At 72.5% G+C, this 25806-nt stretch carries 20 protein-coding genes and 1 pseudogene; 10 read left to right on the top strand and 11 right to left on the bottom strand.

What is annotated here, in order from left to right:
• Nucleotides 1-10 precede the first annotated feature (10 nt).
• On the bottom strand, nucleotides 11-1180 hold the full coding sequence (locus tag ACE4Q9_RS04950; RefSeq protein ID WP_397982990.1) for a saccharopine dehydrogenase family protein: 1170 nt from the start codon (nucleotides 1178-1180) through the stop codon (nucleotides 11-13).
• Nucleotides 1181-1445: 265 nt separating this feature from the next.
• On the opposite strand from ACE4Q9_RS04950, the gene ACE4Q9_RS04945 reads away from it, so the two are divergent.
• From ACE4Q9_RS04945 to ACE4Q9_RS04935, 3 genes are all read left to right on the top strand, one after another.
• Nucleotides 1446-2597, top strand: a complete 1152-nt coding sequence (locus ACE4Q9_RS04945; RefSeq protein ID WP_397982989.1) for a CaiB/BaiF CoA transferase family protein — start codon at nucleotides 1446-1448, stop codon at nucleotides 2595-2597.
• A gap of 63 nt (nucleotides 2598-2660) precedes the next feature.
• Nucleotides 2661-3875 carry an acetyl-CoA C-acetyltransferase gene (locus ACE4Q9_RS04940; RefSeq protein ID WP_397982988.1) on the top strand — a complete coding sequence of 405 codons (1215 nt, stop codon included), beginning with the start codon at nucleotides 2661-2663 and terminating at the stop codon, nucleotides 3873-3875.
• A 41-nt stretch (nucleotides 3876-3916) separates the two neighbouring features.
• Nucleotides 3917-6109, top strand: coding sequence for a 3-hydroxyacyl-CoA dehydrogenase NAD-binding domain-containing protein (locus tag ACE4Q9_RS04935; protein ID WP_397982987.1), 2193 nt, complete (start codon nucleotides 3917-3919; stop codon nucleotides 6107-6109).
• On the opposite strand, the gene ACE4Q9_RS04930 is transcribed toward ACE4Q9_RS04935, so the two are convergent.
• Nucleotides 6098-6829: a MerR family transcriptional regulator gene (locus ACE4Q9_RS04930; protein ID WP_397987123.1), complete on the bottom strand. Its 732-nt coding sequence runs from the start codon at nucleotides 6827-6829 to the stop codon at nucleotides 6098-6100. The genes ACE4Q9_RS04935 and ACE4Q9_RS04930 overlap by 12 nt on opposite strands.
• A 255-nt stretch (nucleotides 6830-7084) precedes the next feature.
• Between ACE4Q9_RS04930 and ACE4Q9_RS04925 the strand changes: the two genes are divergently transcribed.
• A complete protein-coding gene (locus ACE4Q9_RS04925) occupies nucleotides 7085-8551 on the top strand; it encodes an amino acid permease (protein WP_397982986.1) in 1467 nt (488 codons plus the stop codon).
• Nucleotides 8552-8672: 121 nt separating this feature from the next.
• Here the strand turns inward: ACE4Q9_RS04925 and ACE4Q9_RS04920 are convergent, their stop codons facing one another.
• Nucleotides 8673-10178, bottom strand: a complete 1506-nt coding sequence (locus tag ACE4Q9_RS04920; RefSeq protein ID WP_397982985.1) for a M1 family metallopeptidase — start codon at nucleotides 10176-10178, stop codon at nucleotides 8673-8675.
• A gap of 241 nt (nucleotides 10179-10419) precedes the next feature.
• On the opposite strand from ACE4Q9_RS04920, the gene ACE4Q9_RS04915 reads away from it, so the two are divergent.
• Nucleotides 10420-12396 (top strand): Xaa-Pro dipeptidyl-peptidase, encoded by a 1977-nt coding sequence (locus tag ACE4Q9_RS04915; RefSeq protein WP_397982984.1) that lies wholly within the window; start codon nucleotides 10420-10422, stop codon nucleotides 12394-12396.
• Between the two features lie 28 nt (nucleotides 12397-12424).
• On the opposite strand, the gene ACE4Q9_RS04910 is transcribed toward ACE4Q9_RS04915, so the two are convergent.
• On the bottom strand, nucleotides 12425-13342 hold the full coding sequence (locus ACE4Q9_RS04910; RefSeq protein WP_397987122.1) for an FAD-dependent oxidoreductase: 918 nt from the start codon (nucleotides 13340-13342) through the stop codon (nucleotides 12425-12427).
• A 185-nt stretch (nucleotides 13343-13527) separates the two neighbouring features.
• Here ACE4Q9_RS04910 and ACE4Q9_RS04905 point away from each other — a divergent pair, with 185 nt between their 5' ends.
• The gene (locus ACE4Q9_RS04905; RefSeq protein ID WP_397982983.1) at nucleotides 13528-15168 is read left to right on the top strand and encodes an ABC-F family ATP-binding cassette domain-containing protein; all 1641 of its coding nucleotides are present in this window, start codon (nucleotides 13528-13530) and stop codon (nucleotides 15166-15168) included.
• A gap of 56 nt (nucleotides 15169-15224) precedes the next feature.
• On the opposite strand, the gene ACE4Q9_RS04900 is transcribed toward ACE4Q9_RS04905, so the two are convergent.
• Nucleotides 15225-15896: a hypothetical protein gene (locus ACE4Q9_RS04900; protein ID WP_397982982.1), complete on the bottom strand. Its 672-nt coding sequence runs from the start codon at nucleotides 15894-15896 to the stop codon at nucleotides 15225-15227.
• 220 nt (nucleotides 15897-16116) lie between these two features.
• Nucleotides 16117-18570 carry a Tex family protein gene (locus tag ACE4Q9_RS04895; RefSeq protein ID WP_397982981.1) on the bottom strand — a complete coding sequence of 818 codons (2454 nt, stop codon included), beginning with the start codon at nucleotides 18568-18570 and terminating at the stop codon, nucleotides 16117-16119.
• Between the two features lie 194 nt (nucleotides 18571-18764).
• Between ACE4Q9_RS04895 and ACE4Q9_RS04890 the strand changes: the two genes are divergently transcribed.
• Together ACE4Q9_RS04890 and ACE4Q9_RS04885 are read left to right on the top strand one after the other, a co-directional pair.
• Nucleotides 18765-19724: a GlxA family transcriptional regulator gene (locus ACE4Q9_RS04890; protein ID WP_397982980.1), complete on the top strand. Its 960-nt coding sequence runs from the start codon at nucleotides 18765-18767 to the stop codon at nucleotides 19722-19724.
• A 548-nt stretch (nucleotides 19725-20272) separates the two neighbouring features.
• The gene (locus ACE4Q9_RS04885) at nucleotides 20273-20908 is read left to right on the top strand and encodes a DJ-1/PfpI family protein (RefSeq protein ID WP_397982979.1); all 636 of its coding nucleotides are present in this window, start codon (nucleotides 20273-20275) and stop codon (nucleotides 20906-20908) included.
• A 29-nt stretch (nucleotides 20909-20937) separates the two neighbouring features.
• On the opposite strand, the gene ACE4Q9_RS04880 is transcribed toward ACE4Q9_RS04885, so the two are convergent.
• The 3 genes and pseudogenes from ACE4Q9_RS04880 to ACE4Q9_RS04870 all read right to left on the bottom strand — a co-directional run bounded on the left by ACE4Q9_RS04880 (nucleotide 20938) and on the right by ACE4Q9_RS04870 (nucleotide 22585).
• Nucleotides 20938-21228, bottom strand: a complete 291-nt coding sequence (locus tag ACE4Q9_RS04880) for a hypothetical protein (protein ID WP_397982978.1) — start codon at nucleotides 21226-21228, stop codon at nucleotides 20938-20940.
• Nucleotides 21229-21453: 225 nt separating this feature from the next.
• A pseudogene (locus ACE4Q9_RS04875) lies at nucleotides 21454-21817 on the bottom strand (kinase); the annotation flags it as partial.
• Nucleotides 21818-21835: 18 nt separating this feature from the next.
• Nucleotides 21836-22585: an enoyl-CoA hydratase/isomerase family protein gene (locus ACE4Q9_RS04870; protein ID WP_397982977.1), complete on the bottom strand. Its 750-nt coding sequence runs from the start codon at nucleotides 22583-22585 to the stop codon at nucleotides 21836-21838.
• Between the two features lie 109 nt (nucleotides 22586-22694).
• Here ACE4Q9_RS04870 and ACE4Q9_RS04865 point away from each other — a divergent pair, with 109 nt between their 5' ends.
• Both ACE4Q9_RS04865 and ACE4Q9_RS04860 read left to right on the top strand, forming a co-directional pair.
• Nucleotides 22695-23276 carry an HdeD family acid-resistance protein gene (locus tag ACE4Q9_RS04865; RefSeq protein ID WP_397982976.1) on the top strand — a complete coding sequence of 194 codons (582 nt, stop codon included), beginning with the start codon at nucleotides 22695-22697 and terminating at the stop codon, nucleotides 23274-23276.
• Nucleotides 23277-23448: 172 nt separating this feature from the next.
• Nucleotides 23449-23940, top strand: a complete 492-nt coding sequence (locus ACE4Q9_RS04860) for an ATP-binding protein (protein WP_397987121.1) — start codon at nucleotides 23449-23451, stop codon at nucleotides 23938-23940.
• Nucleotides 23941-23985: 45 nt separating this feature from the next.
• On the opposite strand, the gene idi is transcribed toward ACE4Q9_RS04860, so the two are convergent.
• Nucleotides 23986-24579, bottom strand: a complete 594-nt coding sequence (gene idi, locus ACE4Q9_RS04855) for an isopentenyl-diphosphate Delta-isomerase (RefSeq protein ID WP_397982975.1) — start codon at nucleotides 24577-24579, stop codon at nucleotides 23986-23988.
• A gap of 238 nt (nucleotides 24580-24817) precedes the next feature.
• Nucleotides 24818-25759: a cation diffusion facilitator family transporter gene (locus tag ACE4Q9_RS04850; RefSeq protein ID WP_397982974.1), complete on the bottom strand. Its 942-nt coding sequence runs from the start codon at nucleotides 25757-25759 to the stop codon at nucleotides 24818-24820.
• Between the last annotated feature and the right edge of the window lie 47 nt (nucleotides 25760-25806).

The raw sequence follows: 25806 nt of genomic DNA, 5'->3' as shown, positions 1-25806 counted from the left end.
GTTCCGGCCGCTACCGCCGGGCCGCCACCCGGAACGTGATCCCCGCCGCCCGCAGCCGCCGCGTCAGCGCGTCGCCCATCGCCTCGGCCGTCGTCACCTGGCCGGACGTCTTCGGCAGGTCGTCGAGGGCCAGGCAGAGCGCGGCCTCGGCGAACATCTTGGCGGTCTCGTCGTAGCCGGGGTCGCCGCCCGCGACCTCGGTGTAGACACGCCGGCCGCCGCCCTCGCCGACGAAGCGGACCGAGAACCAGCTCCTGGCCCGCTTCTCGGCACTGGGCCCCTCACCCGGACGGAGCCGCCCGGACAGCCAGTGGCGCAAGGGCGGCAACTGGGCGGCGGCCACCGCCGCGCCGACCGCGGCCGTCCCGCCGAGCGCGACGGGCAGCCGGCGGACCGCCGCGAAGTGCCGGTAGCGGAAGTCGGGCCCGTACCGGTCGAGGGCGCGTGCCGAACGGCTCACGATCCGGGGGTCGATGGTGGGCAGCGGCAGCGCCCACGCGCCGACCTCCGGGGCGAACCGCGGCGCCCCCACCGGCGCGCTCACCCGGCGCCCGTGGCGCCGCGGCTCGTGCCGGGCCCGGTCACGCGCGGCGGCCAGCATCTCCCGGCCGCGCGCGAACTGGTCGAGGGCCGAGGCCAGCGTGCCGCCGGAGAACGCCGCGTCGGCCGTCACATAGCCGTCCACCCGCAGCGGCACGCCCTCCGGGAGCTGCCGCACCGTGAAGTACACGCCGAGGTCGTGCGGCACGGAGTCGAAGCCGCAGGCGTGCACCAGGCGCGCGCCGGTCTCCCGCGCGCGTGCGTCGTGCCGTACGTACATCAGGTCCACGAACTCCGGCTCGCCGGTGAGGTCCAGATAGTCCGTCCCGGCGTCCGCGCAGGCGGCGACGAGTCCCTCGCCGTGGCGCAGGTACGGCCCGACGGTCGTGGCCACCACCCGCGCCCGCCCGGCAAGGGCGCGCAGCGAGGCGGGATCGGCCGCGTCGGCGCGCAGCACGCCGGGGTCCGCGCCCGCGGGCAACCCGTCCCGCAGCCGCCGCAGCTTCACCTCGTCGCGCCCGGCGATCGCCCAGCGCAGCCCCCGTGGCGCGTGCGCCGCCAGGTAGTGCGCGGTGAGCGCGCCGACGAAGCCCGTCGCCCCGTAGAGCACCACGTCGTAGGGACGGTCCAGCCCGCTCATGACCCACCTCGCCTGTCCATGACACCCCTCGATCGCGTCATGACCCACCCCTCGGTCACGCCATGACAACCCCTCGGTCGCGCAGCCCGCGCCGCTGTCGGTGGCCGAGGCTAGCGTGAGAACCGGGTGCCGCGGGCGGCCGGGTGATGTTCAGCCGGTACGGGCACTTGGCTAAGCGCTTGCTCGTTCAGGTCTTGTGCCGGATGGACGGCGTTCATAGCATCACCGGTGTTACATCAGTTGTGTCACACGCTTGGGGGACGGCATGAGCACGGCGGCAGCGGCAGAGCGGGGCCCGCTCGGCGGCGTGCGCGTGGTGGAGCTGGCCGGCATCGGGCCGGGCCCGTTCGCCGCCATGCTGCTCGCCGACCTCGGCGCCGACGTGGTCCGGGTGGACCGCCCCGGCGGCCCCGGCCTCGGCATCGACCCCGCCCACGACATCACCAACCGCAACAAGCGCTCGATCGTGGTCGACCTCAAGTCCCCGGACGGCGCCGCCCGCGTCCTGGACCTCGCCGAACGCGCCGACATCCTCGTCGAGGGCTACCGGCCGGGCGTCGCCGAGCGCCTCGGCGTCGGCCCCGCCGACTGCCACGCCCGCAACCCCCGTTTGGTCTACGGCCGGATGACCGGCTGGGGCCAGGACGGCCCCCTCGCCCGGCGCGCGGGTCACGACGTGTCGTACATTGCCCTCACCGGCGCCCTCGGCATGATCGGCCGCCCCGGCGAGCCCCCGGCCGTCCCCGCCAACCTCCTGGGCGACTACGCGGGCGGCTCGCTCTACCTGGCCGTCGGCGTCCTCGCCGCCCTGCACCACGCGCGCGCCACCGGCACCGGCCAGGTCGTGGACGCCGCCATCGTGGACGGCACCGCCCACCTGTCCGCGATGATCCACGGCATGCTGTCCGCCGGCGCCTGGCAGGACCGGCGTGGCGCCAACCTGCTGGACGGCGGCTGCCCCTACTACGGCACCTACGAGACCGCCGACGGCGGATACATGGCGGTCGGCGCCCTGGAGGAGCGGTTCTCGGCCGAGTTCCTGCGCCTGCTCGGCCTGGACCACCTCCAGGACGCCCGCACCGACCTCACCCGCTGGCCGGAACTGCGCGAAGCGATCACCGCCCGCTTCCGGGAAGGCACCCGCGAGCAGTGGACCGCCCTGTTCGCGGACTCCGACGCCTGCGTGGCCCCCGTACTGTCGCTGGGCGAGGCCCCGCACCACCCGCACCTAGCCGCCCGTTCCACCTTCACCGACCACGGCGGCATCACCCAGCCCGGCCCCGCGCCCCGCTTCTCCGCCACCCCGACCGCCGTCCGCACCGGACCCGCGCTGCCCGGCGCCGACACCGAGGCCGTGACACGGGACTGGGGCCTGCCCGCACGCGCGCGCGACCAGCCGGACGCGCGCGCCGACTGAGCCCACCGCTCCCTAGCTGCGCGACCCGAACCCGCTCGGCCGACCCTCCCGAAAGGCACCCCAGTGAGCACCGAAGCGTACGTGTACGACGCGATCCGCACCCCGCGCGGCCGCGGCAAGTCGAACGGCGCCCTGCACGGCACCAAGCCCATCGACCTGGTCGTCGGCCTCATCCACGAGATCCGCGACCGCTTCCCGGACCTCGACCCGGCCGCCATCGACGACATCGTGCTCGGCGTCGTCGGCCCCGTCGGCGACCAGGGCTCCGACATCGCCCGCATCGCCGCCATCGCCGCCGGACTGCCGGACACCGTCGCGGGCGTGCAGGAGAACCGCTTCTGTGCCTCGGGCCTGGAGGCCGTCAACCTGGCCGCGGTGAAGGTCCGCTCCGGCTGGGAGGACCTGGTCCTCGCGGGCGGCGTGGAGTCGATGTCCCGCGTTCCGATGGCCTCCGACGGCGGCGCCTGGTTCAACGACCCGATGACCAACCTCGCCGTCAACTTCGTGCCGCAGGGCATCGGCGCCGACCTCATCGCCACCCTGGGCGGCTTCAGTCGCCGGGACGTGGACGAGTTCGCGGCGCTGTCCCAGGAGCGCGCGGTCAACGCCTGGAAGGAGGGCCGATTCGACCGCTCCGTGGTCCCGGTCAGGGACCGCGCCGGCCTGGTCGTCCTCGACCGCGACGAGCACCCGCGCCCCGGTACCACCGCCGACTCCCTCGCCAAGCTCAAGCCGTCCTTCGCGGACATCGGCGAACTCGGCGGCTTCGACGCCGTGGCGCTCCAGAAGTACCACTGGGTGGAGAAGATCGACCACGTCCACCACGCGGGCAACTCCTCCGGCATCGTGGACGGCGCCGCGCTCGTCGCCATCGGCTCCAGGGAGGTCGGCGAGCGCTACGGCCTCACCCCGCGCGCCCGGATCGTCTCCGCCGCCGTCTCCGGCTCCGAGCCCACCATCATGCTCACCGGACCCGCCCCCGCCACCCGCAAGGCGCTCGCCAAGGCCGGCCTGACCATCGACGACATCGACCTGGTCGAGATCAACGAGGCGTTCGCCGCCGTCGTGCTGCGCTTCGTCGAGGAGATGGGCCTGCCGCTGGAGAAGGTCAACGTCAACGGCGGCGCCATCGCGCTCGGCCACCCGCTCGGCGCGACCGGCGCCATGCTCGTCGGCACGCTCGTGGACGAACTGGAGCGCCAGGACAAGCGCTACGGCCTGGTCACCCTGTGCGTGGGTGGTGGCATGGGCATCGCCACCATCATCGAGCGCATCTGAACTCCCCGCGGAACCAAGCGACTTCAACGGAGACGACTGTCATGACCGAGAGCACCACCATCCGCTGGGAGCAGGACGACACCGGAGTCGTCACCCTGGTCCTGGACGACCCCAACCAGTCCGCGAACACGATGAACCAGGCCTTCAAGGCCTCCATCGAGGCGATCGCGGACCGCGCGGTGGCCGAGAAGGACTCCATCCGGGGCATCATCTACACCTCCGCCAAGAAGACCTTCTTCGCGGGCGGCGACCTCAAGGAGATGATCCAGGCCGGCCCCGAGGACGCGCAGGCCGTCTTCGACACCGCGACCGCGATCAAGAACGCGCTGCGCCGCATCGAGACCCTCGGCAAACCGGTCGTCGCCGCCGTCAACGGCGCGGCCCTCGGCGGCGGCTACGAGATCGCGCTCGCCTCCCACCACCGCATCGCCCTGGACGCCCCCGGCTCCAAGATCGGCCTGCCCGAGGTCACCCTCGGTCTGCTGCCCGCGGGCGGCGGCGTCACCCGTACCGTGCGCCTGATGGGCATCACCGACGCGCTGCTCAAGGTGCTGCTCCAGGGCACCCAGTACAACCCGCGGCGCGCCCTGGAGAACGGGCTGGTCCACGAGGTGGCCGAGACGCCCGAGGAGATGCTGGCCAAGGCCCGCGCCTTCATCGACGAGCACCCCGAGTCCCAGCAGCCCTGGGACGTGCCGGGCTACCGGATCCCCGGCGGCACCCCGGCCCACCCGAAGTTCGCCGCCAACCTGCCCGCCTTCCCGGCCAACCTGCGCAAGCAGACGGGCGGCGCGCCCTACCCGGCGCCGCGCAACATCATGGCCGCGGCGGTCGAGGGCTCCCAGGTCGACTTCGAGACCGCGAGCACCATCGAGACCCGCTACTTCACCGAGCTGGTCACCGGGCAGACCGCGAAGAACATGATCCAGGCGTTCTTCTTCGACCTCCAGGCGGTCAACTCCGGCGCCAACCGGCCCAAGGACATCGCCTCCCGCCAGGTCCGCAAGGTGGCCGTGCTCGGCGCCGGCATGATGGGCGCGGGCATCGCCTACTCCTGCGCCCGCGCCGGCATCGAGGTCGTCCTCAAGGACGTGTCCCTGGAGGCCGCGCTCAAGGGCAAGGGCTACTCCGAGAAGCTGTGCGCCAAGGCCGTCTCCCGCGGCCGTACCAGCCAGGAGAAGGCGGACGCGCTGCTCGCCCGGATCACGCCCACCGGGGACGCCGCCGACGTGGCCGGCTGCGACGCGGTGATCGAGGCCGTCTTCGAGGACACCGCGCTCAAGCACAAGGTTTTCCAGGAGATCGAGTCCGTGGTCGCGCCCGACGCGCTGCTGTGCTCCAACACCTCCACGCTGCCCATCACCACCCTCGCCGAGGGCGTGCAGCGCCAGGCGGACTTCGTCGGTCTGCACTTCTTCTCGCCGGTCGACAAGATGCCGCTGGTCGAGATCATCAAGGGCGAGCGCACCGGCGACGAGGCCCTCGCCCGCGCCTTCGACCTGGTCCGCCAGATCAGCAAGACGCCGATCGTCGTCAACGACTCGCGCGGCTTCTTCACCTCGCGGGTGATCGGCCACTTCATCAACGAGGGCGTCGCCATGGTCGGCGAGGGCATCGAGCCCGCCTCCGTCGAGCAGGCCGCCGCCCAGGCCGGCTACCCGGCCAAGGTCCTCTCCCTGATGGACGAACTGACCCTCACCCTCCCGCGCAAGATCCGCAACGAGACGAAGCGGGCCGTGGAGGAGGCCGGCGGCACCTGGAGCGCGCACCCGGCGGAGGCCGTCATCGACCGCATGGTCGACGAGTTCGGACGCCCCGGCCGCAGCGGCGGCGCCGGCTTCTACGACTACGCGGAGGACGGCAAGCGCGCCGGGCTCTGGCCGGGCCTGCGCGAGCACTTCACCAAGGCCGGGTACGAGATCCCGTTCAAGGACATGCAGGAGCGGATGCTGTTCGCCGAGGCGCTGGACACCGTGCGCCTGCTGGAGGAGGGCGTGCTGACCTCCGTGGCCGACGCCAACATCGGCTCCATCCTCGGCATCGGCTTCCCGGCCTGGACCGGCGGCGTGCTCCAGTACATCAACGGCTACGAGGGCGGGGCCGGTGTCGGCCTGCCCGGCTTCGTGGCCCGCGCGCGGGAACTCGCCGGGACCTACGGCGAGCGGTTCGAGCCGCCCGCGCTGCTGGTGGAGAAGGCGGAGCGGGGCGAGACCTTCACGGACTCAGCCGCCTGACCGTCCCTCCCCGCTGAGCAGCTCGCTCAGTTCTTCGCGCAGCGAACGCTGGAACGTGGTCAGCAGCGCCTGCACCACCAGCGGGTGGATGTGCGCCGACAGGTCCCGCACATCGCGGGTGTCCCGCTCGGCCACCTCGCCGCGGAAGAGCCGGGCGAGCTCACGGGCCGCGGCGCGCGAGTGCTCCAGGAGTACCTCGCGCGCCGCGAGGATCGTGCCCTGCGACAACGGCACGTCCAGCAGTTCGAGCCCGAGCCGCAGCAGCCCGGAGTCGACCCGGAAGCCGCCCTCTTCGCTCCCGCCACCCGCGTCGCACGGGACGAGCACCCCGGAGGCCGCCAGCCGCTCCAGCTCCTCGTCGGCCAGCGCCCGTCCCGCCCGCCGCTCCAGCTCGGCGCGCGAGAGCGTCTCCACGGAGTCCGGCGCCCAGGAGGCGACCACGGCCCGGTGGATGGCCAGGTCGTAGGCGGACAGGTCGGACGGCAGCTGCCGCAGGTACCGCTCGATCGCCGCCAGCGTCATCCCCTGCCGCTGCAACTCCTCGATCAACGCCAGCCGCGCCACGTGCTCCGCCCCGTACCGGCCCACCCGCCGGGGTCCGATCACCGGCGGCGGCAGGAGTCCCCGGCTCCCGTAGAAGCGCACGGTCCGCACCGTCACACCCGCCCGCGCGGCCAGTTCGTCGACGGTGAGGCTCATCTCCCCGGCATCGGTCGTCATGCGCAGCAGTATCGCTGTCACACCAGTACTGTGAAACCTGCCGACCGCCCCGGACGCCACGTGGTGAACATCATGTGGACGCTGAGAAGATCGTGTGAGAAGCAACGCTCTGTGACGTAGGCCACCGCGTAAGGCCCGGCGTGTCTGAGAAGCTGCTGGCTTGGTCTGTACCGCGACTCACCGGGGTGGTGCGGGCCGAGCCCTGCACGACCCCCGGACCCGAAGGTCCGGGCGCACCAGGAAGTGGTACCACCCGTGAGCAAGGACGCCGTGGAATCGGCACAGGCCGCCGCCCCTACGCAGACGGCGCAGACGCCCGCCGACGCGGGCGACGCCGGCTACAGCAAGGACCTCAAGGCCCGCCACGTCAACATGATCGCCATCGGTGGCGCCATCGGCACCGGCCTCTTCCTCGGCGCCGGAGGGCGCCTGCACAACGCGGGCCCCGCGCTCGCCCTGGCCTACCTGGTCTGCGGCATCTTCGCCTTCTTCGTCGTGCGCGCCCTGGGCGAGCTGGTCCTGTACCGGCCCTCCTCCGGGTCCTTCGTGTCGTACGCGCGTGAGTTCCTCGGCGAGAAGGGTGCCTACGTCGCCGGGTGGATGTACTTCCTGAACTGGTCGACCACGGGCATCGCGGACATCACCGCGATCGCGCTCTACACCCACTACTGGAGCTTCTTCACGCCCATCCCGCAGTGGGTGCTGGCGCTGATCGCGCTCGCCGTGGTGCTCACCGTGAACCTGATCTCGGTGAAGATCTTCGGCGAGATGGAGTTCTGGTTCGCGATCATCAAGGTCGCCACCCTGGTGGCCTTCATGTTCATCGGCATCTTCCTGCTGGCCACCCAGCACCATGTCGACGGCTACACGCCGGGACTGAACCTCATCAGCGACCACGGCGGCGTCTTCCCGCACGGCCTGATGCCGGTCGTCCTCGTCATGCAGGGCGTGATCTTCGCGTACGCGGCCCTGGAGCTGGTCGGCGTCGCCGCGGGCGAGACCGAGCAGCCGGAGAAGGTCGTCCCGCGCGCGGTGAACTCGATCATGTGGCGCGTGGGCCTGTTCTACGTCGGCTCGGTGGTACTGCTCGCGCTGCTGCTGCCCGGCTCGGTGTACTCCGCCGACCAGAGTCCGTTCGTGACCGTGCTGTCCAAGATCGGCATCCCCGCGGCCGGCGACGTGATGAACCTCGTGGTCCTCACCGCCGCCATGTCCTCGCTGAACTCCGGCCTCTACTCCACCGGCCGCATCCTGCGCTCCATGGCGATGGCGGGCTCCGCGCCCAAGTTCACCCGCGTGATGAGCCGCAGCCAGGTGCCCTACGGCGGCATCCTGCTGACCTGCGGCATCTGCATCCTCGGTGTCGGCCTGAACTACCTGGTGCCGAGCCAGGCCTTCGAGATCGTGCTGAACGTCGCCTCGCTCGGGATCATCAGCACCTGGGTGATCATCATGGTCTGCCACGCGATCTTCGTCCGCCGCGCCCGCGCGGGCCTGGTGACCCGGCCGCACTTCCAGCTGAAGTTCTCCCCGGTCACCGAGATCGTCACGATCGTCTTCCTGCTGGTCTGCCTCGGCATGATGTGGGACGACCACGAGGTCGGCCGCAAGACCTTGCTGCTGATCCCGGTGATCGCCGTCATGCTGGTGGCCGGCTGGTTCGGCGTCCGCCGCCGGGTGACCGCCGCCGGCGACCAGGAACAGGCCGCCCCGGCGAAGTAGCCGCGCCCCTCCAGAGGGAGCGGGGCCGCCCCGCACGGCCCGCGGACATCTCGCGGCCTGCCGCCCTCCCGGCTCACCACGCGCACGCGACGAGCCGGGAGGGCATGGGCCTGGGCCGGGATCAGCCCCGGTGCGCCCCCTGGGCCGCGTGCCCCTGGTGCGCGGCCTCGATCTGCTTCCAGGACTTCGGCGGCGAGACCGCCGCCCCCGCGGCTGCGAACCCGCGCGCCGCCGACGCTGCCGGCTTCACCGGCTGGTACAGCCAGGTGTCGAAGAGGCCCGCCAGCGGTTTGCCGGAGACCTGTTCGGCGTACTTCTCGAAGTCGGCCACCGACGCGTTGCCGTAGGCGTGCGCCTTCGGCCAGCCCTTCAATATGCGGAAGAAGGCCCGGTCGCCCACCGCCTCGCGCAGCGCCTGGATCGCGGCGGCGCCCCGGTCGTAGACGGCGTCGGCGAACTGGTCGTCCGGACCGGGGTCGCCCGGCTTGACGGTCCAGAAGGGGTCGTCAGCCGGATGCGAGGAGTACACCTGCTCGGCGAGCTGCCGGGTGGTGCCCTGGCCCTCGTGCTCCGACCACAGCCACTGCGCGTAGGTCGCGAAGCCCTCGTTCAGCCAGATGTCCTTCCAGCCGTCGAGCGACACGTCGTCGCCGTACCACTGGTGGGCCAGCTCGTGCACCACCACCGAGGGGTTGGCGCCCTTCGCGAACTGCTTGGGGCTGTAGTAGACACGGGTCTGGGTCTCCAGCGCGTACCCGGTGGTCGTGTTCGGGACGTACCCGCCCGCCGTGGCGAACGGATACGGCCCGAAATAGTTGCTCAGCCAGTCGACGATCTCCCCGGTGCGCTCCACACTCGCCCGCGCGGCCGTGTCCGTGGCGCCCAGGTCCTTGCTGTACGCGTTGATCACCGGCACCCCGTGCTTCGAGCGGCTCCGGGTGACGTCGAACCTGCCGATCGCGAGCGTGGCCAGATAGGTCGCCTGCGGCTTGTCCTGCCGCCAGGAGTAGCTGGTCCAGCCCCGCTTCGAGACGGCCGATTCCAGCGCGCCGTTGGAGATCGCCTGTGTGCCCTGCGGCACGGCGACCGACACGTCGTACGTCGCCTTGTCGCTCGGGTGGTCGTTGCTCGGGAACCACCACCACGCCGACTCGGGCTCGTCCGCCGCGACCGCGCCGTCAGGTGTGCGGTGCCAGGTGGTGAAGCCGTAGGCGCTCTTGGTGGAGGGCACCCCGCTGTAGCGGACCACCACCGTGATCGGCGTGCCCTTCGCCAGCGGCTTCTTCGGCGTGATCACCAGCTCGTGCTGTTCGGCGTGGGTGAAGGACGCCTTGACGCCGTTGACCCGCACCTCGCTCACGTCGAGCAGGAAGTCCAGGTCGAAGCTGGACAGGTCCTGGGTGGTCCGCGCCCGGATCGTCGCGGTGCCCTGCAACTCGTCCGTCTTCGGCTGGTAGCGCAGCCGCAGACCGTAGTGCGAGACGTCGTAGCCGCCGTTGCCGTAGTACGGGTAGTAGGGGTCGCCGATGCCCGGCGCGCCGGGGGAGTAGCTCGCGGCCGATGCCGGGATCGCCAGCAGGAGGGAGGCCGCCGCCAGTGCGCCCGGCGCGATGATTCTGCGGTACACGTCAGCTCCAAGTCGTCGGGACTGCGGGTCCGTTCACGAGACTCCGCGCGGAACACCCTGTGCCGAGCACTCGTTCGGAGTACCCCGCCCGGAAGTCTCTGTCCGGAGCCTATTCACCCCCTGTGCCCCTTGCCCTGTCCATGACCCCTGCTGTCACACGATCGCCATTCGGCCGCAATGAGCCACCCGCGTGCCGTAACGCACTCTTCTGTACGGGAGTTGACGGGACTATCGTCCGCGCATGCCCAAGAGCACATCTGTCCGAGCGCCGCTGCGCACGCGCCTCGTCCTGTGGAGAGCGCTCGCGACGGCGGCCGTCGCCGCCCTGCTGGCCGCCTTCCTCACCCCGGCCGCCGCCCAGGCCGCGCCGCCCCGCGAGAGCGCCCCCGTCTACTCCTACGCCCACGCCGTCCGCGAGTCCGTGTGGGTGGACACCGGCCTCGACGAGGACGGCGACGGCAGGCCCGACCGGGTCGCCGCCGACATCGTCCGCCCCGCCGAACCGGCCCGCGAGGGCCGCAAGGTGCCGGTCATCATGGACGCCAGCCCGTACTACTCCTGCTGCGGGCGCGGCAACGAGAGCCAGGTCAAGACGTACGACGCGAGCGGCCACATCGTCCAGATGCCGCTGTTCTACGACAACTACTTCGTGCCCCGCGGCTACGCCGTCGTCGGCGTCGACCTGGCCGGCACCGACCGCTCCGACGGCTGCGTCGACGTCGGCGGGCGCTCCGACGTGCAGTCCGCGAAGGCCGTGATCGACTGGCTCAACGGCCGCGCCACCGCCTACACGAGCCGCACCGGCACACAGACCGTCAAGGCCACGTGGACCAACGGCAGAACCGGCATGATCGGCAAGAGCTGGGACGGCACCATCGCCAACGGCGTCGCCGCCACCGGCGTCAAGGGCCTGAAGACCATCGTCCCGATCAGCGCCATCTCCTCCTGGTACGACTACTACTTCGCCCAGGGCGCCCCGCTCTACGACGGCGGTCCCGATGACCTCGCCGGATACGTCGAGAGCGACGCGGCCCAGGCGCACTGCGCGGCCGAGCAGAAGAAACTCGCCGACGGCAGCCCCCGCAGCGGCGACTGGACCCCGCTGTGGACCGAACGGGACTACGTCAAGGACGCGGCGAAGGTGCGCGCCAGCGTGTTCGTGGCGCAGGGCATGCAGGACCTCAACGTCCGCACCAAGCACTTCGGCCAGTGGTGGGACGCCCTCGCCCGGAACGGCGTCGAGCGCAAGCTCTGGCTGTCCCAGACCGGGCATGTCGACCCCTTCGACTACCGGCGCGGCGCCTGGGTCGACACCCTGCACCGCTGGTTCGACCATCAACTCCTCGACTACGACAACGGCATCGACCGCGAGCCGGTGGCCGACATCGAACGCCACCCCGACCAGTGGGTCACCTCCGCCACCTGGCCGCCCGCCGGCACCCGCGCCACCACCCTGCGCCCGGCCCCCGGCACCGCGCCCGGCGTCGGGGTGCTCGGCCTGCGCCGCGCCACCGGCACCGAGACCTTCACCGACGACCCCAAGCTCGGCGAGAGCGACTGGGCGGCCAGCCTGACCACGTCCACACCCGAGAAGACCGGCTTCCTCACCGGGCCCCTCACCCACGACCTGCGCCTGTCCGGCATGTCCCGGGTGACGATCACCGCGACCCCGACCACCAGTTCGGCCCATCTGTCCGCCGTGCTCGTGGACGTCGGCCCGGACACCATCCGCGACTACTCCGACGAGGCCGAGGGCATCACCACCCTGAAGAACCGCACCTGCTGGGGCGCGAGCACGGCCGGCGACAGCGCCTGCTACCTGGAGACCGCCGCGAAGACCACCAAGGTCGACTACACCGTCTTCAGCCGAGGCTGGGCCGACCTCGGCCACTACGCCTCCCTCGCCAAGGGCGTCCCGCTCACGCCGGGCAGGTCCTACACGATGACCCTCACCCTGGCCGCCACCGACCACGTCGTCCCCAAGGGCCACCGCCTCGCCCTGATCATCGCGGGCACCGACCGCGACCTCATCGACCCGCCGTCCACGAAGCCGACCGTGACGGTGCGACTGGGCGCCACCTCGGCCCAGTTGCCATTGGTGGGCGGCGCCCAGGCGTTCACCCGCGCGACCTCCGGTACGACGGCGAAGGCCCCGGCAGCCCAGCGGCTGCGGGGCCTGAGCACCCCGCGCAGGCCGGGCCGCGTGCCCGGTGACTGACGACTGACGGGAGTTCCCTCAGCCGCGCCTACGCGGCCGGGTCCAGCACCAACCCGGCCGCCTCGCGCGCACAGCCCCACGCCACCGTCACCCCGGCACCGCCATGGCCGTAGGAGTGCACCACGGTCCGGCCGCCGGGCAGCGGCTCCCGCTCCAGCCGTACCGCGTCCCGGTACGGCCGCAGCCCCACCCTGTGGGCCAGCACCCGCGCCCCCGCGATCTCCGGCCGCACCCGCGCGCACCCGGCGATGATCTCCTCGGCCGTGGCCGGGTCCGGCTCCAGCGACCAGTCGTCCTCCTGCGCGGTGCCGCCGAGGATCAGCCCGTACGGCTGCGGGATGAAGTACGCGGCGACCGGCGAGGAATGGTCGACGGACGTGTAGTACGTGTCGATTCCGGGGTTCTCCACCAGCACCAGCTGTCCGCGCACCGGCCGCACCCCGTCGTCCCCGGCGAGCGAACGCGCCCCGAGCCCCGAGCAGTTGACCACCACCTCGGCGGGCACCCCGGCGAGGTCGGTCACCTCGCGCCGCGCCACCGTGCCCCCGGCCCGCACCAGCCGCCGCCGCAGCCACGCCAGATGCGCCGGCATGTCGATCACCGGCAGCCGAGCCGCCAGCCCGTCCGGCACCGCCCGCAGCCCCGGCACCCGGCCCGCCCAGTCGCCCAGTTGATCCAGGCGCGCCCCCTCATGGACGCCGTCGACCAGCCGTACGCCCGTCTCCCCGGGGGCGGTGGCCAGCTCCTCGTAGACCTCGAGGGTCTCCAGCGCCCAGGCGCCGACGAGCCGCTCCGGTTCGATGCGGTACGGCCACCACAGGCCACCCGCGACCGCCGACGTGGTCTCCTCGGCGGGCTCCCGCGTCCATACGCTCACCCGGCGCCCGGCCTCGGCCAGCACGACGGCCGTGGTGAGGCCGACGACCCCGCCGCCGACCACGATCACTTCGTCATCCGTCTCACGGTCCACGCCGCTCACGCTGCTCACGGGTGGACCATAGGCCCTGCCCCGCCGCCCCCGTCAGGGCCCGGCGCGGATCGGCTGACGTGGGGATGCTCACAGCCGCCGGGACCGGCAAGCCCCCGGTGGGACCGGTCCGGGCGGCGGGGCGCACTAGGATCGGCCTCCTGATGACTGCCACCCTCGTCGCCAAGAACCTCGCCGCCGGGCACGGCGACCGCTCGCTCTTTTCCGGGCTCGACCTCGTCGTGGCGCCCGGCGATGTGATCGGGCTGGTCGGCGCCAACGGCGCTGGGAAGTCCACCCTGCTGCGGATGCTCGCCGGACTCCTCGCGCCCGAGGAGGGCGAACTGCGCCTGTCCCCGCCCACCGCGACCGTCGGCCATCTGCCGCAGGAGCCCGAGCGCAGGGCCGGGGAGAGCGTGCGGGAGTTCCTGGCCCGCCGCACCGGTGTCGCCGAGGCGCAGCGGCTCATGGACGAGGCCACCCAGGCACTGGTCGACGGCGCGCCGGGCGCGGACGACGCCTACGCGGTAAGCCTGGAGCGCTGGCTCGACCTCGGCGGCGCCGACCTGGACGAGCGCGCGGCGGAGGTCGCCGACTCGCTCGGCCTCGCCGTCGGCCTGGACCAGCCGATGACCTCCCTCTCCGGCGGCCAGGCGGCCCGCGCCGGGCTCGCCTCCCTGCTGCTGTCCCGCTACGACGTCTTCCTCCTGGACGAGCCCACCAACGACCTCGACCTCGACGGCCTGGAGCGCCTGGAGCGGTTCGTCACCGGGCTGCGCGCGGGCACCGTCCTCGTCAGCCACGACCGCGAGTTCCTCACCCGCACGGTCACCAAGGTCCTCGAACTCGACCTGGCCCAGGGGCGGGTGAACCTCTACGGCGGCGGCTACGAGGCCTACCTGGAGGAGCGCGAGACGGGCCGTCGGCACGCCCGCGAGGAGTACGAGGAGTTCGCCGACAAGAAGGCCGCGCTCCAGGAGCGGGCGCAGACGCAGCGCGCCTGGATGGACAAGGGCGTCAGGAACGCCCGGCGCAAGGTGGGCAACGACAACGACAAGATCGGCCGCAAGTTCCGTACCGAGGCCAGCGAGAAGCAGGCCGCCAAGGCCCGGCAGACCCAGCGCATGATCGAGCGCCTGGAGGTGGTCGAGGAGCCGCGCAAGGAGTGGGAGCTGCGGATGGAGATCGCGTCCGCCCCGCGCTCGGGCGCCGTGGTGGCCACGCTGCGGGACGCCGAGGTGCGGCGTGGCGAGTTCGGCTTCGGGCCGGTCAGCCTCCAGATCGACTGGGCCGACCGGATCGCGGTCACCGGGGCCAACGGCGCCGGCAAGTCGACCCTGCTGGCCGCCCTGCTCGGCCGCCTCCCGCTGGACCGGGGACACGCGGCCCTCGGCTCGGGCGTGCTCGTCGGCGAGGTCGACCAGGCCCGTGGCCTCTTCCACGGTCCGGAGGCGCTGCTGGACGCCTTCTGCGCGGCCGTCCCCGACACCGAACCGGCGGAGGTCCGCACCCTGCTCGCCAAGTTCGGCCTCAAGTCGGACCATGTGCTGCGCCCGGCCGCGACCCTCTCGCCGGGCGAGCGCACCCGCGCCGCCCTCGCCCTGCTCCAGGGCCGGGGCGTCAACCTCCTCGTCCTGGACGAGCCGACCAACCACCTCGACCTGCCCGCCATCGAGCAGCTGGAGTCCGCCCTGGACGCCTACACGGGCACCCTGCTGCTGGTCACCCACGACCGCCGGATGCTCGACGCGGTGCGGGTGAGCAGGCGCTGGGAGGTCGTGGCGGGCAAGGTGACCGAACACTGACGGCGCCGGGCCCCGGGGAACGGCATCCTCGGGGGCCCGGCGGTCGAGGCGTCAGGTCAGGAAGGCAGCACCTTCCAGGAACCGGTGCCGGTGCCGCGGTCGGCGTAGGGGCTGGTGGAGACGCCGTACTTGGCGCCGCCGCCCTGCGAGGAGACACCGTTGGTGTCGAGGAAGCCGCCGTTGGCGGAGCCGTAGTCGTTGAGCAGATGCACGATGTCGCCGCTGCGGATGTGGCCGTCGTTCGGCGAGGACCGTACGCCGAAGATGTGCCACTTGCCGGTGCCCGGACCCCGGTCCTTGGTCGTGGTGGCGGAGACCTTGTACTTGGCGCCCGCCTGGGAGGAGACACCGTTGGTGTCGAGGTAGGCGTGGTGGCTGCCGTACTGGTTGATCAGGTACACGACGTCACCGCTGAGCACCCGCGCGCCGGTGGCCTTGCCGGTGGCGGAGACGACCCGCCACCGGGAGGTGGCCGGACCGCGGCTGTCGGGCCGGTGGTTGGTGCTCACGTCGTAGGTGGCACCGGACTGGCGGGAGAGGCCGTTGGTATCGAGGTAGCCGCCGTCACCGCCGTACTGGTTCTGGAGCAGGATGATGCTGCCGTAGGTCAGCTCGCCTCGGGCCGCGGCGCCGGTGGCGGCCGTCGGAGCGGCGAACGAGGCCGCCGCGGCGGCGACGGCGGCGGCGGCCGTGCAAGCCGCCAGGCGCTGCTTGGTGGTGCGGAACACAGAGTCCTCCCCATTGCTTCGCACGCAGGGACACGTGCACAGAAGCGAGTGTGGAGGGGGTAGGTGGGCGCTGTGCCCGCTTCGTGTCTTTCGTTGATCCAAACCCCCCGATACGGGGAAAAGTCTGTTTCCGCCGGTGCCCACTGGTACGCAAGACGCCGAAGGGCCGGAGCCACGGGGGCTCCGGCCCTTCTCCGACAGCGGATTGGCTCCGCGCGGGTCAGCGCTTTCCGGGGTCCAGCAGGCCCGCGCGGCGCAGCGCGTCGGCCATGGCGCTGTTCGCGGGGGCCGGCGCCTGCCGCCCGCCCCGGTCGCCGCCGCGGCCCTGCCGCTGCCCCTGACCGCCCTGCCGCTGGCCTTGGCCGCCCTGCCGCTGGCCCTGCCCCTGGCTCTGTCCTTGGCCGGCCTGACCGCCCTGCCGCTGCTGGGGCGGGCGCGCGCCGCCGCGCTGGCGCTTGCCGCCGCCGGACCGGTCCGCCGGCGCCGCCTCGTCGTCCAGGCGCAGGGTCAGTCCGATCCGCTTGCGCGGAATGTCCACGTCCAGGACCTTCACCTTGACGATGTCACCCGGCTTCACCACGTCCCGCGGGTCCTTGACGAACGTCTTGGACATCGCCGACACATGGACCAGGCCGTCCTGGTGGACGCCGATGTCCACGAACGCGCCGAAGGCCGCCACGTTCGTCACCACGCCCTCCAGGACCATCCCGGCGGAGAGGTCGGAGATCTTCTCCACGCCCTCCTTGAAGGTGGCCGTCTTGAAGGCCGGACGCGGGTCGCGGCCCGGCTTCTCCAGCTCCTTGAGGATGTCCGTGACGGTCGGCAGACCGAAGGTGTCGTCCACGAAGTCGGCGGGACGCAGCGAGCGCAGCACGCCCGTGTTGCCGACGAGGGAGGCCACCTCCTGGCCGGAGGTCTTCACCATGCGCCGCACCACGGGGTACGACTCCGGGTGCACGCTGGAGGCGTCCAGCGGGTCAGCGCCGCCGCGGATGCGCAGGAAGCCCGCGCACTGCTCGAACGCCTTCGGGCCGAGCCGCGGCACCTTCTTCAGTTCCGAGCGCGAAGTGAAGGGGCCGTTCGCGTCCCGGTGCGCCACGATGTTCTCCGCCAGCCCGGCCGAGACGCCCGACACGCGGGCCAGCAGCGGCACGGACGCGGTGTTGACGTCCACGCCGACGCCGTTCACACAGTCCTCGACCACCGCGTCCAGCGAGCGGGAGAGCTTCGTCTCGGACAGGTCGTGCTGGTACTGCCCGACGCCGATGGACTTCGGGTCGATCTTCACCAGCTCGGCCAGCGGGTCCTGGAGGCGCCGGGCAATGGACACGGCGCCGCGCAGCGACACGTCCATGCCGGGCAGCTCCTGGGAGGCGTACGCGGACGCCGAGTACACCGAGGCGCCGGCCTCCGAGACCATCACCTTGGTGAGGTTCAACTCCGGGTGTTTCGCGATGAGTTCGGCGGCGAGCTTGTCGGTCTCGCGGGAGGCGGTGCCATTGCCGATCGCGACCAGTTCGACCGCGTGCTCCTTGGCGAGCCGGGCCAGCTTGGCGAGCGCCTCGTCCCACTTGTTGGCCGGGACGTGCGGGTAGATCACGTCCGTGGCGACGACCTTGCCCGTGCCGTCGACCACGGCAACCTTCACCCCGGTGCGGAAACCGGGGTCCAGGCCCAGCGTGGCGCGGGTGCCGGCCGGGGCGGCGAGCAGCAGGTCGCGCAGGTTGGCCGCGAACACGTTCACCGCCTCGTCCTCGGCGGCCGTGCGCAGCCGCAGCCGCAGATCGATGCCGAGGTGCACCAGGATGCGGGTGCGCCAGGCCCAGCGGACGGTGTCCGTCAGCCACTTATCGGCCGGGCGGCCGCGGTCGGCGATGCCGAAGCGGTGGGCGATGATCCCCTCGTACGAGGACGGGCCCTCGGTGGCCTCCTCGGGCTCCAGGACGAGGTCCAGCACCTCCTCCTTCTCGCCGCGCAGCATCGCCAGGACGCGGTGCGAGGGGAGTTCGGTGAACGGCTCGGCGAAGTCGAAGTAGTCGGCGAACTTGGCGCCCGCCTCCTCCTTGCCCTCCCGCACCTTCGCGGCGAGCCGCCCGCGCACCCACATGCGCTCGCGCAACTCGCCGATCAGGTCGGCGTCCTCGGAGAAGCGCTCGGTGAGGATCGCCCGCGCCCCCTCCAGGGCGGCCGCCGGATCGGCGACGCCCTTGTCCGCGTCCACGAACGCGGCGGCCGCCGACAGCGGTTCCACCGACGGGTCGCCGAGCAGGCCCTCGGCCAGCGGCTCCAGGCCCGCCTCGCGGGCGATCTGCGCCTTGGTGCGCCGCTTCGGCTTGTACGGGAGGTAGATGTCCTCCAGGCGCGCCTTGGTCTCGGCGCCGCGGATCCGGACCGCCAACTCCTCGGTCAGCTTGCCCTGCTCGCGCACCGACTCCAGGATCGCGGTCCGCCGCTCCTCCAGCTCCCGCAGATAGCGCAGCCGCTCCTCGATCGTGCGCAGCTGCGCGTCGTCGAGCATCTCGGTCGCTTCCTTGCGGTAGCGGGCGATGAAGGGCACGGTCGAACCGCCGTCCAGCAGTTCCACCGCGGCCTTCACCTGCCGCTCCCGTACGCCGAGTTCCTCGGCGATCCTGCCTTCGATGGATCCTGCTTCGATGGACCCGGGTGTCGTCACGATCCCGTACCGCCTTCTCCACTGAGGTTGCGCGGCAATTGTGGCAGGTGACACCGACAACCGTGGATCAGGGCGGCTTCCGGCGGGGCGCGGGCCGCGGCGCCGGGCCCGACGCGCCGCACGCGCGGGCCATGGCGGAAAAGGTGGGAAATTCGTCATTGCGGCCATCCGGCCGCGCCCGAAGAATCGGGGGCATGCCGCAGCGCACCCTTCTCTTCGCCGTCTTCGACGGGGTCCAGAGCCTGGACGTCACCGGGCCGCTCGAAGTGTTCGCCGGTGCCGAGGCGCACACCCCCGGCACCTACCGGATCCGCACGGCCTCGCTGGACGGCGGCCCGGTGCGCACGTCCAGCGGGCTGACGCTCGTACCGGACGAGGCGCTCACCGCGGCGGCGGACCCGCACACCCTGCTGGTCCCCGGCGGCGAGGGCACCCGCGCTCCCGACCCGAGGCTGGTCGACTGGCTGCGCGTCCACGGCCCGCGCCCCGCACGGCTGGTCTCGGTGTGCACCGGCGCGTTCCTGCTCGCCGCCGCGTCCCTGCTCGACGGCCGCCGGGCCACGACCCACTGGGCCTACTGCGAGCGGCTCGCGCGCGAGCATCCGGCCGTGCGCGTGGAGCCCGAGCCCATCTACGTCCGCGACGGCCGCGTCGCCACCTCGGCGGGGGTGACCGCGGGCATCGACCTGGCGCTCGCGCTGGTGGAGGAGGACCTGGACCGGGACGTCGCGCTCTGCCTCGCCCGGCATCTCGTGGTCTTCCTGCGCCGCCCCGGCAACCAGGCCCAGTTCAGCGTCCAGCTGGCCGCCCAGACCGCGCTGCGCGCGCCGCTGCGGGACGTGCAGCGGTGGATCGCCGAGCACCCGGACGGCGATCTGAGCGTCGACGCCCTGGCCGCCCGCGCCGCGCTCTCCCCGCGCCACTTCGCCCGCGCCTTCCGCGACGAGACCGGCGTGACACCGGGCCGCTACGTCGACCGGGTCCGCCTGGAACACGCCCGCCGGCTGCTGGAGGACACCCCCGACGGCATCGAGGAGATCTCCCGGTCCAGCGGCTACGGCACCCCCGAGGCCATGCGCCGCGCCTTCCTCAAGGCCTTCGGCACCGCCCCGGCCGAATACCGCCGCCGCTTCCGCCCGGCCGCCGTCGACTGAACACCGACGTCGACGGGGACCACCACCGACCGCGGACCGCCAATCGGCCGGGGACCGCCACCGACAACTGGGGATCACCAACCGGCCGGGGGCCACCACCGACGGCCAGAGACCACCGCCGGCAACTGGGGATCGCCACCACCGGCTGGGGACCGCCACCGACGGCCAGAGACCACCGGCTGGGGATCGCCACCACCGGCCGCAGATCCCCACCACCGACCGGGGGCCACCAACGACGCGCAGAGACCACCGCCGACAACTGGGGATCACCACCACCGTCCCGGGGCCACCAACGACGCCCAGAGACCACCACCGACCGGGGGCCACCAATCGGCCGGGGACCGCCACCGACGGCCGGAGATCATCGCCGTCGACCGCGGACCACCGCAGGCCGAGCGCCACCACCCACCGCCGATCACCGTCGGCCGACCGTCACCGCCGATCACCGTCGGCCGACCGTCACCGCCGATCACCGTCGGCCGACCGTCACCGCCGATCACCGTCGGCCGACCGCCACTCTTGTCGGCCGGACCACGAAAGGACTCACCGTGCAGATCGCCGTCGTCGTCTACGACCGCTTCACCGCCCTCGATGTCGTGGGGCCCTACGAGATCCTCAGCCGCCTTCCGGACGTGCGCCTCACCTTCGTCGCCGAGCAGGCCGGGCCCGTCCGCACCGAGACCGGTTTCCTCGCCCTCACCGCGGACCGGGCCCTGCACGAGCTGCCGGACCCGGACATCGTCGTCGTCTCCGGCGGCCTCGGCACCCTGGCCCAGCTGGAGAACCCGGTCCTGCTGGGCTGGCTGCGCACCGCCGACACCACGAGCACGTGGACGACCTCGGTGTGCTCGGGCTCGCTGCTGCTCGCCGCCGCCGGGCTGCTGGCGGGCCGCCGCGCCACCAGCCACTGGACCGTGCTGCCGATGCTGGAGAAGTACGGCGCCCGGCCCACCGGCGAGCGGGTGGTGACCGAGGGCAAGTACGTCACCGCGGCCGGGGTCTCCTCCGGCATCGACATGGCGCTCACCCTGGTCGGCCGGATCGCGGGCGACGAACACGCCCAGGCCGTCCAGCTGTGGACCGAGTACGACCCGCAGCCGCCCTACGACGCCGGGTCTCCCGAGAAGGCGCCCGCCCATCTCGTCGAGGAACTGCGGGCGGGCGGGCGTTTCAACCTTTCATAGCCGCCAAGGGGCTCCGCACACGCGGAGGATCAGTACCCGCGGTGCTCGCGATGCCCTCGGTGGTCGTGGTCGCCGAAGCGGCCGTCGCCGCCGTGCCGGTGGCCGAACCGCCGGCCGTCGCCGCGGTGGTCCCCGCCGCGCCGGTGGTCGCGGCCCCAGCGGTCGCCGGGGTACGGGAAGTGCCGCGCGTCGGTGGCGGCGGCCTGGTGCGGGCGGGCCACCGGCTGTGCGGCGGCGGCCGGCAGGGCGGCCGTGCCCACGACGGCGGCGGCCAGGACACCGGCGGCGGTCAGTCTGCGGACAGAGGCGAGAACGGACACGAGGTCCCCCTTCACAAGGGTGTGGTCGTGCGACCGGTCGGCCGCACGACCACACCCTGCGACCCGCGCCCTGCCGACACGGGGGACACGCGGGTGGCATTACGTATATAAGGGACTTCCGTAACAGTCGCCTGTAGCAACCATTTATGCCCTGAATGCGCCCTCTTCCTGCGGTTTCGCGCCCCTGCGCGCCCCCGCGCTCACCCGAAAGTGAGTAACGGCCGTGCGCCACTGCTCCTCGCCGAACTCCCCGGCGATCGGCCTGGTCGCGTGGCGCGCCAGGGTCTCGGCGAAGGACAGGTCCAGGTAGTAGCCGTACGTCGGCCCGCGGTGGTCGGCGCGCAGCCGGGCGAGCATCGCGCCGTACCGGCCGGCGTCCAGGATGCCCTCCACGACGACGTGGTGCCCGGCGTCCAGGGCGTACCGGGCGGTCAGCTCGATCAGCCCGATGTTCGCCGCCCCCGGCCGGGTCCCGTTCCCGCAGCACGGTCCGGCGCACGCCCGCCGCCACCGACGACTTGCCCGAGGCGCTGTTGCCGCGCAGCACGATCAGCCGTGTCCGCTCGTTCCCCACCCGCACGCCGGCCAGATGAGCGGCGCGGCCGCCTCACGCGGGCGGGGTCCAGGTGAAGTGCGGGGAGCGGCGTTCCAGGAAGGCGCTCACGCCCTCCGCGGTGTCACCCGCGGTGCGGGCCTGCTCCGTCCAGTGGGCGTCCCGGTCCTCGCGGCCGTCCGCGAACTCCTTGGCGGCGGCCTGGGTGAGCCCCGAACGGGCGACCAGCGTCCGCGTCAACTCGGCGACCCGCTTGTCCAGTTCGCCCTCGGGCAGCACCTCGTCCACCAGACCCGTGCGCAGCGCGCGCTCCGTGTCGATCAACTCGGCCGTGAACAACAGGTACTTGGCGGTCGCTGGGCCCACCAGGGACACCAGACGGCGGGTCGAGGAGGAGGGGTAGACGATGCCGAGCCGCGCCGGGGTCACCCCGAACAGGGCGCCCTCCTCGGCCAGCCGGAGATCGCAGGCCGCCGCGAGCTGCACCCCGCCACCCACGCAGTACCCGCGCACCGCGGCCACGGTCGGCTTCGGGAACGCGGCCAGCGCCTCCTCCGCCGCCACCGCGAGCCCCTGCGCCGGTCCGGCCGACCCCCGCAGCGTGGAGATGTCCGCGCCCGCGCAGAAGGTGCCGCCCTCGCCGGTCAGCACCAGCGCCCGTACCGCGGGATCGCGGGCGAGCCGGGCCAGCAGCGGCGGCAGCGCCCGCCACATGCCGGCCGTCATGGCGTTGCGCTTGGCCGGATGGGCGATCACGACCGTGGCGACGGAGTCGGTGACCTGGTGGGACAGCTGGGGCTCCATGCGCGGGATGCTATCCGCCCGCCTCCCGGAGTTACGACCCCGCCGGGGAGGGGGACAAAGGGGGAGAATGCCCGTAGCGGGGGCCTGGGGGATTGCCGAGGAGGTGGCGATGGCCAGGGCGCGAAAGCCCAAGGACAGGGCGGCATCGATGCGCCAGGGGTTCGGCCTGCTCGCGGTGCTCGGCGTGATCCTCGTCCTCGCCGGAATCGTCGGGCTCGTCTACACCGGGGTCGCCACGCTCACCTCGATGCTGCTGTTCGGCTGGCTGCTGCTGATCGGCGGGATCGTCGGCCTGCTGCACGCGATCCAGGCCCGTGGCACCAGCTACTTCTGGCTCGGCGTGATCGTGGCCGCCCTGAACATCGCGGCCGGCGTCGTCGTCATCCGGCTGCCGCACGCGGCCGCCGCCGCGCTCACCATGTTCGCCGCGCTGCTGTTCCTGTCCGCCGGCCTCTTCCGGATGGTCGGCAGCATGGTCGTGCGCGGCCCCCAGTTCGGCTGGACCCTCCTGCTCGGCGTCTTCGACCTGCTGCTCGGCATCCTGGTCCTCGCCCACTGGCCCGGCAGCAGCCAGTACGTCATCGGTGCCTTCTTCTCGCTCGCCCTGCTGTTCGACGGCCTCGGCCTGGTCGCCACCGGCTACGGCGGCCGCCGGATCGTCGGCCTCGTCAGCGAGCAGCGGCAGCCGTGAGAAGCAGGCGTGAAAAGCAGTCCGACACGTGACGTTGTCATAAACAGTCGGTAGCAGTCGGTCGGAAAGCGCTCGATACCCGGCGACTTCTGTTCAGGTGTCCGGGGCGGAGCCGGTCGTTGCCAACACTCGGTGCGTGGTGACAATCGAGCGCGAGGGTGGCGACCAGACGATGGACAACCACGGGCGCGAGGACGGTCCGCGCCCAGCGGGAGGCGCCGAGCGGGCGCCCCGCCCACTGCCGTACGAGGGCGTCTGGCGGTTCACCGCGGCCGCGGTGGACGCCTCGGTTCCGCAGGCCCGGCACGCGGTGCGGGACCTGCTGCTGCGCCAGGGCGTGCCGGTCTCCGAGGACCTGGTGCAGGGCCTGCTGCTGATCGTCTCGGAGCTGGTGACGAACGCGGTCAAGCACGCGGCCCTGCTGTCGCCCGTGCTGGCGGTGGAGGTCGCGGTCGGCGCCGAGTGGGTGCGGGTGGCCGTGGAGGACAACCACCCCTACCGTCCGACGGCCCTGGAGGCCGACCACGGCCGGACCGGCGGGCGGGGGCTGCTCCTGGTGCGCGAGGTGGCCCGAGAGGCGGGCGGGGTGGTCGAGGTGGAGCACACGGCGAGCGGCGGCAAGGTGATCTGGGCCGCCCTGCCGCTCAAGCCCGCGTCCCCTTAGACCGACGCCGCGGACACCGCCGAGGCCGCGGGCGCCGGGAAGGCGTCACCAGCCCGCGGCCGGGCCCGTCAGCTCCCGGACCGCGGGGCGGGCCGCGTCCAGCACCGTCATGAACCAGGCCGAGAACGTGTCGCGGGCATGCCGCTCGGCCAGCTCCTGCGCGGTCACGAAGGCGGTCGCGGCGACCTCCTCCGCGTCCGGCGCGAGCGGCGTCTGCACCAGGCCGACGAACAGGTGGTTGAACTCCTGCTCCACCAGGCCCGAGGCCGGGTCCGGGTGGTTGTAGCGCACGGTGCCCGCCTCGGCCAGCAGCGAGGGCGACACGCCCAGCTCCTCGTACGTCCGCCGGGCGGCGGCGGCGAACGGCGCCTCACCGGGGTAGGGGTGGCCGCAGCAGGTGTTGGACCACACGCCGGGGGAGTGGTACTTGCCGAGCGCCCGCTGCTGGAGCAGCAGCCGGCCCTGCTCGTCGAAGAGGAACACCGAGAACGCGCGGTGCAACTGCCCCGGAGCCTGATGGGCGGCGAGCTTCTCCGCGGTGCCGATGGTCACGCCCTTTTCGTCGACGAGTTCCAGCAGGATCGCCTGAGCGGCGCCGTTCGTCGAGCTGTGCGTCTCGGTGGCAGGTGTGATCGGCATACCCATCCTTCGCCTCGGTCTTCGCCCCCCAAGTCTGCCGTACGAATCCGGCACTCCCGGCACTTCCCGGCACACCCGCATGTCAGAGCGTGCGACGGCGCCGGAAGGGGGACCCGGTAGATCATCGTGCCCCCACCTCGCGGAAGGGAACCGTCCGGGTGCCGTCGAACGGATGAACGGCTTCCGGGTCGCACGGCCCTGCCGATCCCGCCCGCCGCCCGGCGCCCGCGGCTCCGGCTCAGTGGCAGAGCCGCGCCTCGTGCTCCGCGTGTCCGCCCGGCTCCAGCTGGAAGGTGCAGTGCTCGACGTCGAAGTGCGTGCCGATGCAGCCCTGGAGCTCGTGCAGCATCTTCTCGTGCCCGATGGCGCTGAGCGCCTCCGAGCTGACCACCACGTGCGCGGAGAGCACCGGCATCCCGGAGGTGATCGTCCAGGCGTGCAGGTCGTGTACGTCCTCCACGCCGTCCAGCGCCAGGATGTGCGCCCGGACCTCCGCCATGTCGACGTCCTTCGGCGCCGCCTCCAGCAGCACGTCCAGCGTCTCCCGCAGCAGCTTCAGCGTGCGCGGCACGATCATCAGACCGATGACCAGCGAGGCGATCGGGTCGGCGGCCCTGAAGCCGGTGAGCAGGATCACCGCGGCCGAGATCATCACCGCGACCGAGCCCAGCGCGTCGGCGGCGACCTCCAGGAAGGCGCCGCGCACATTCAGGCTCTCCTGCTGTCCGCGCATCAGCAGGACGAGCGAGACGGAGTTCGCCACCAGGCCGATCGCGCCGAACAGGATCATCAGACCGCCGTGGGTGTCCGCGGGGGTGACGAACCGCTGGACCGCCTCGTACAGCACATAGCCGCCGACGCCGAGCAGCAGCAGGCAGTTGGCCAGGGCGGCGAGGATCTCGGCGCGGGCGTAGCCGAAGGTGCGGTTGGCGCTCGCCGGGCGGTTGGCGAAGTGGATCGCCAGCAGCGCCATGCCGAGGCCCACCGCGTCGGTCGCCATGTGCGCGGCGTCCGCGATCAGCGCGAGGGAGTCCGAGAGGAGACCGCCGGCGATCTCCACCACCATGATCGTCAGCGTGATGCCGAGGGCGATCCGCAGCCTGCCGCGGTAGGCGGCCGCGGCCGTGCCCGTGGGCGGTGCGTGGGTGTGTGCGTGCCCGTGATCGTGCCCAGCCCCCATGGCGGAACCGTCCTTCCGTGGTCGTCCGGGAGCCCAGTCAACTACGG

Source organism: Streptomyces sp. AM6-12, assembly GCF_044327085.1.
In the GTDB taxonomy this organism is placed as follows: Bacteria; Actinomycetota; Actinomycetes; order Streptomycetales; family Streptomycetaceae; genus Streptomyces.
Note: the sequence above shows the minus strand (reverse complement) of the source record. Positions and strands in the feature narration are given on the sequence as shown.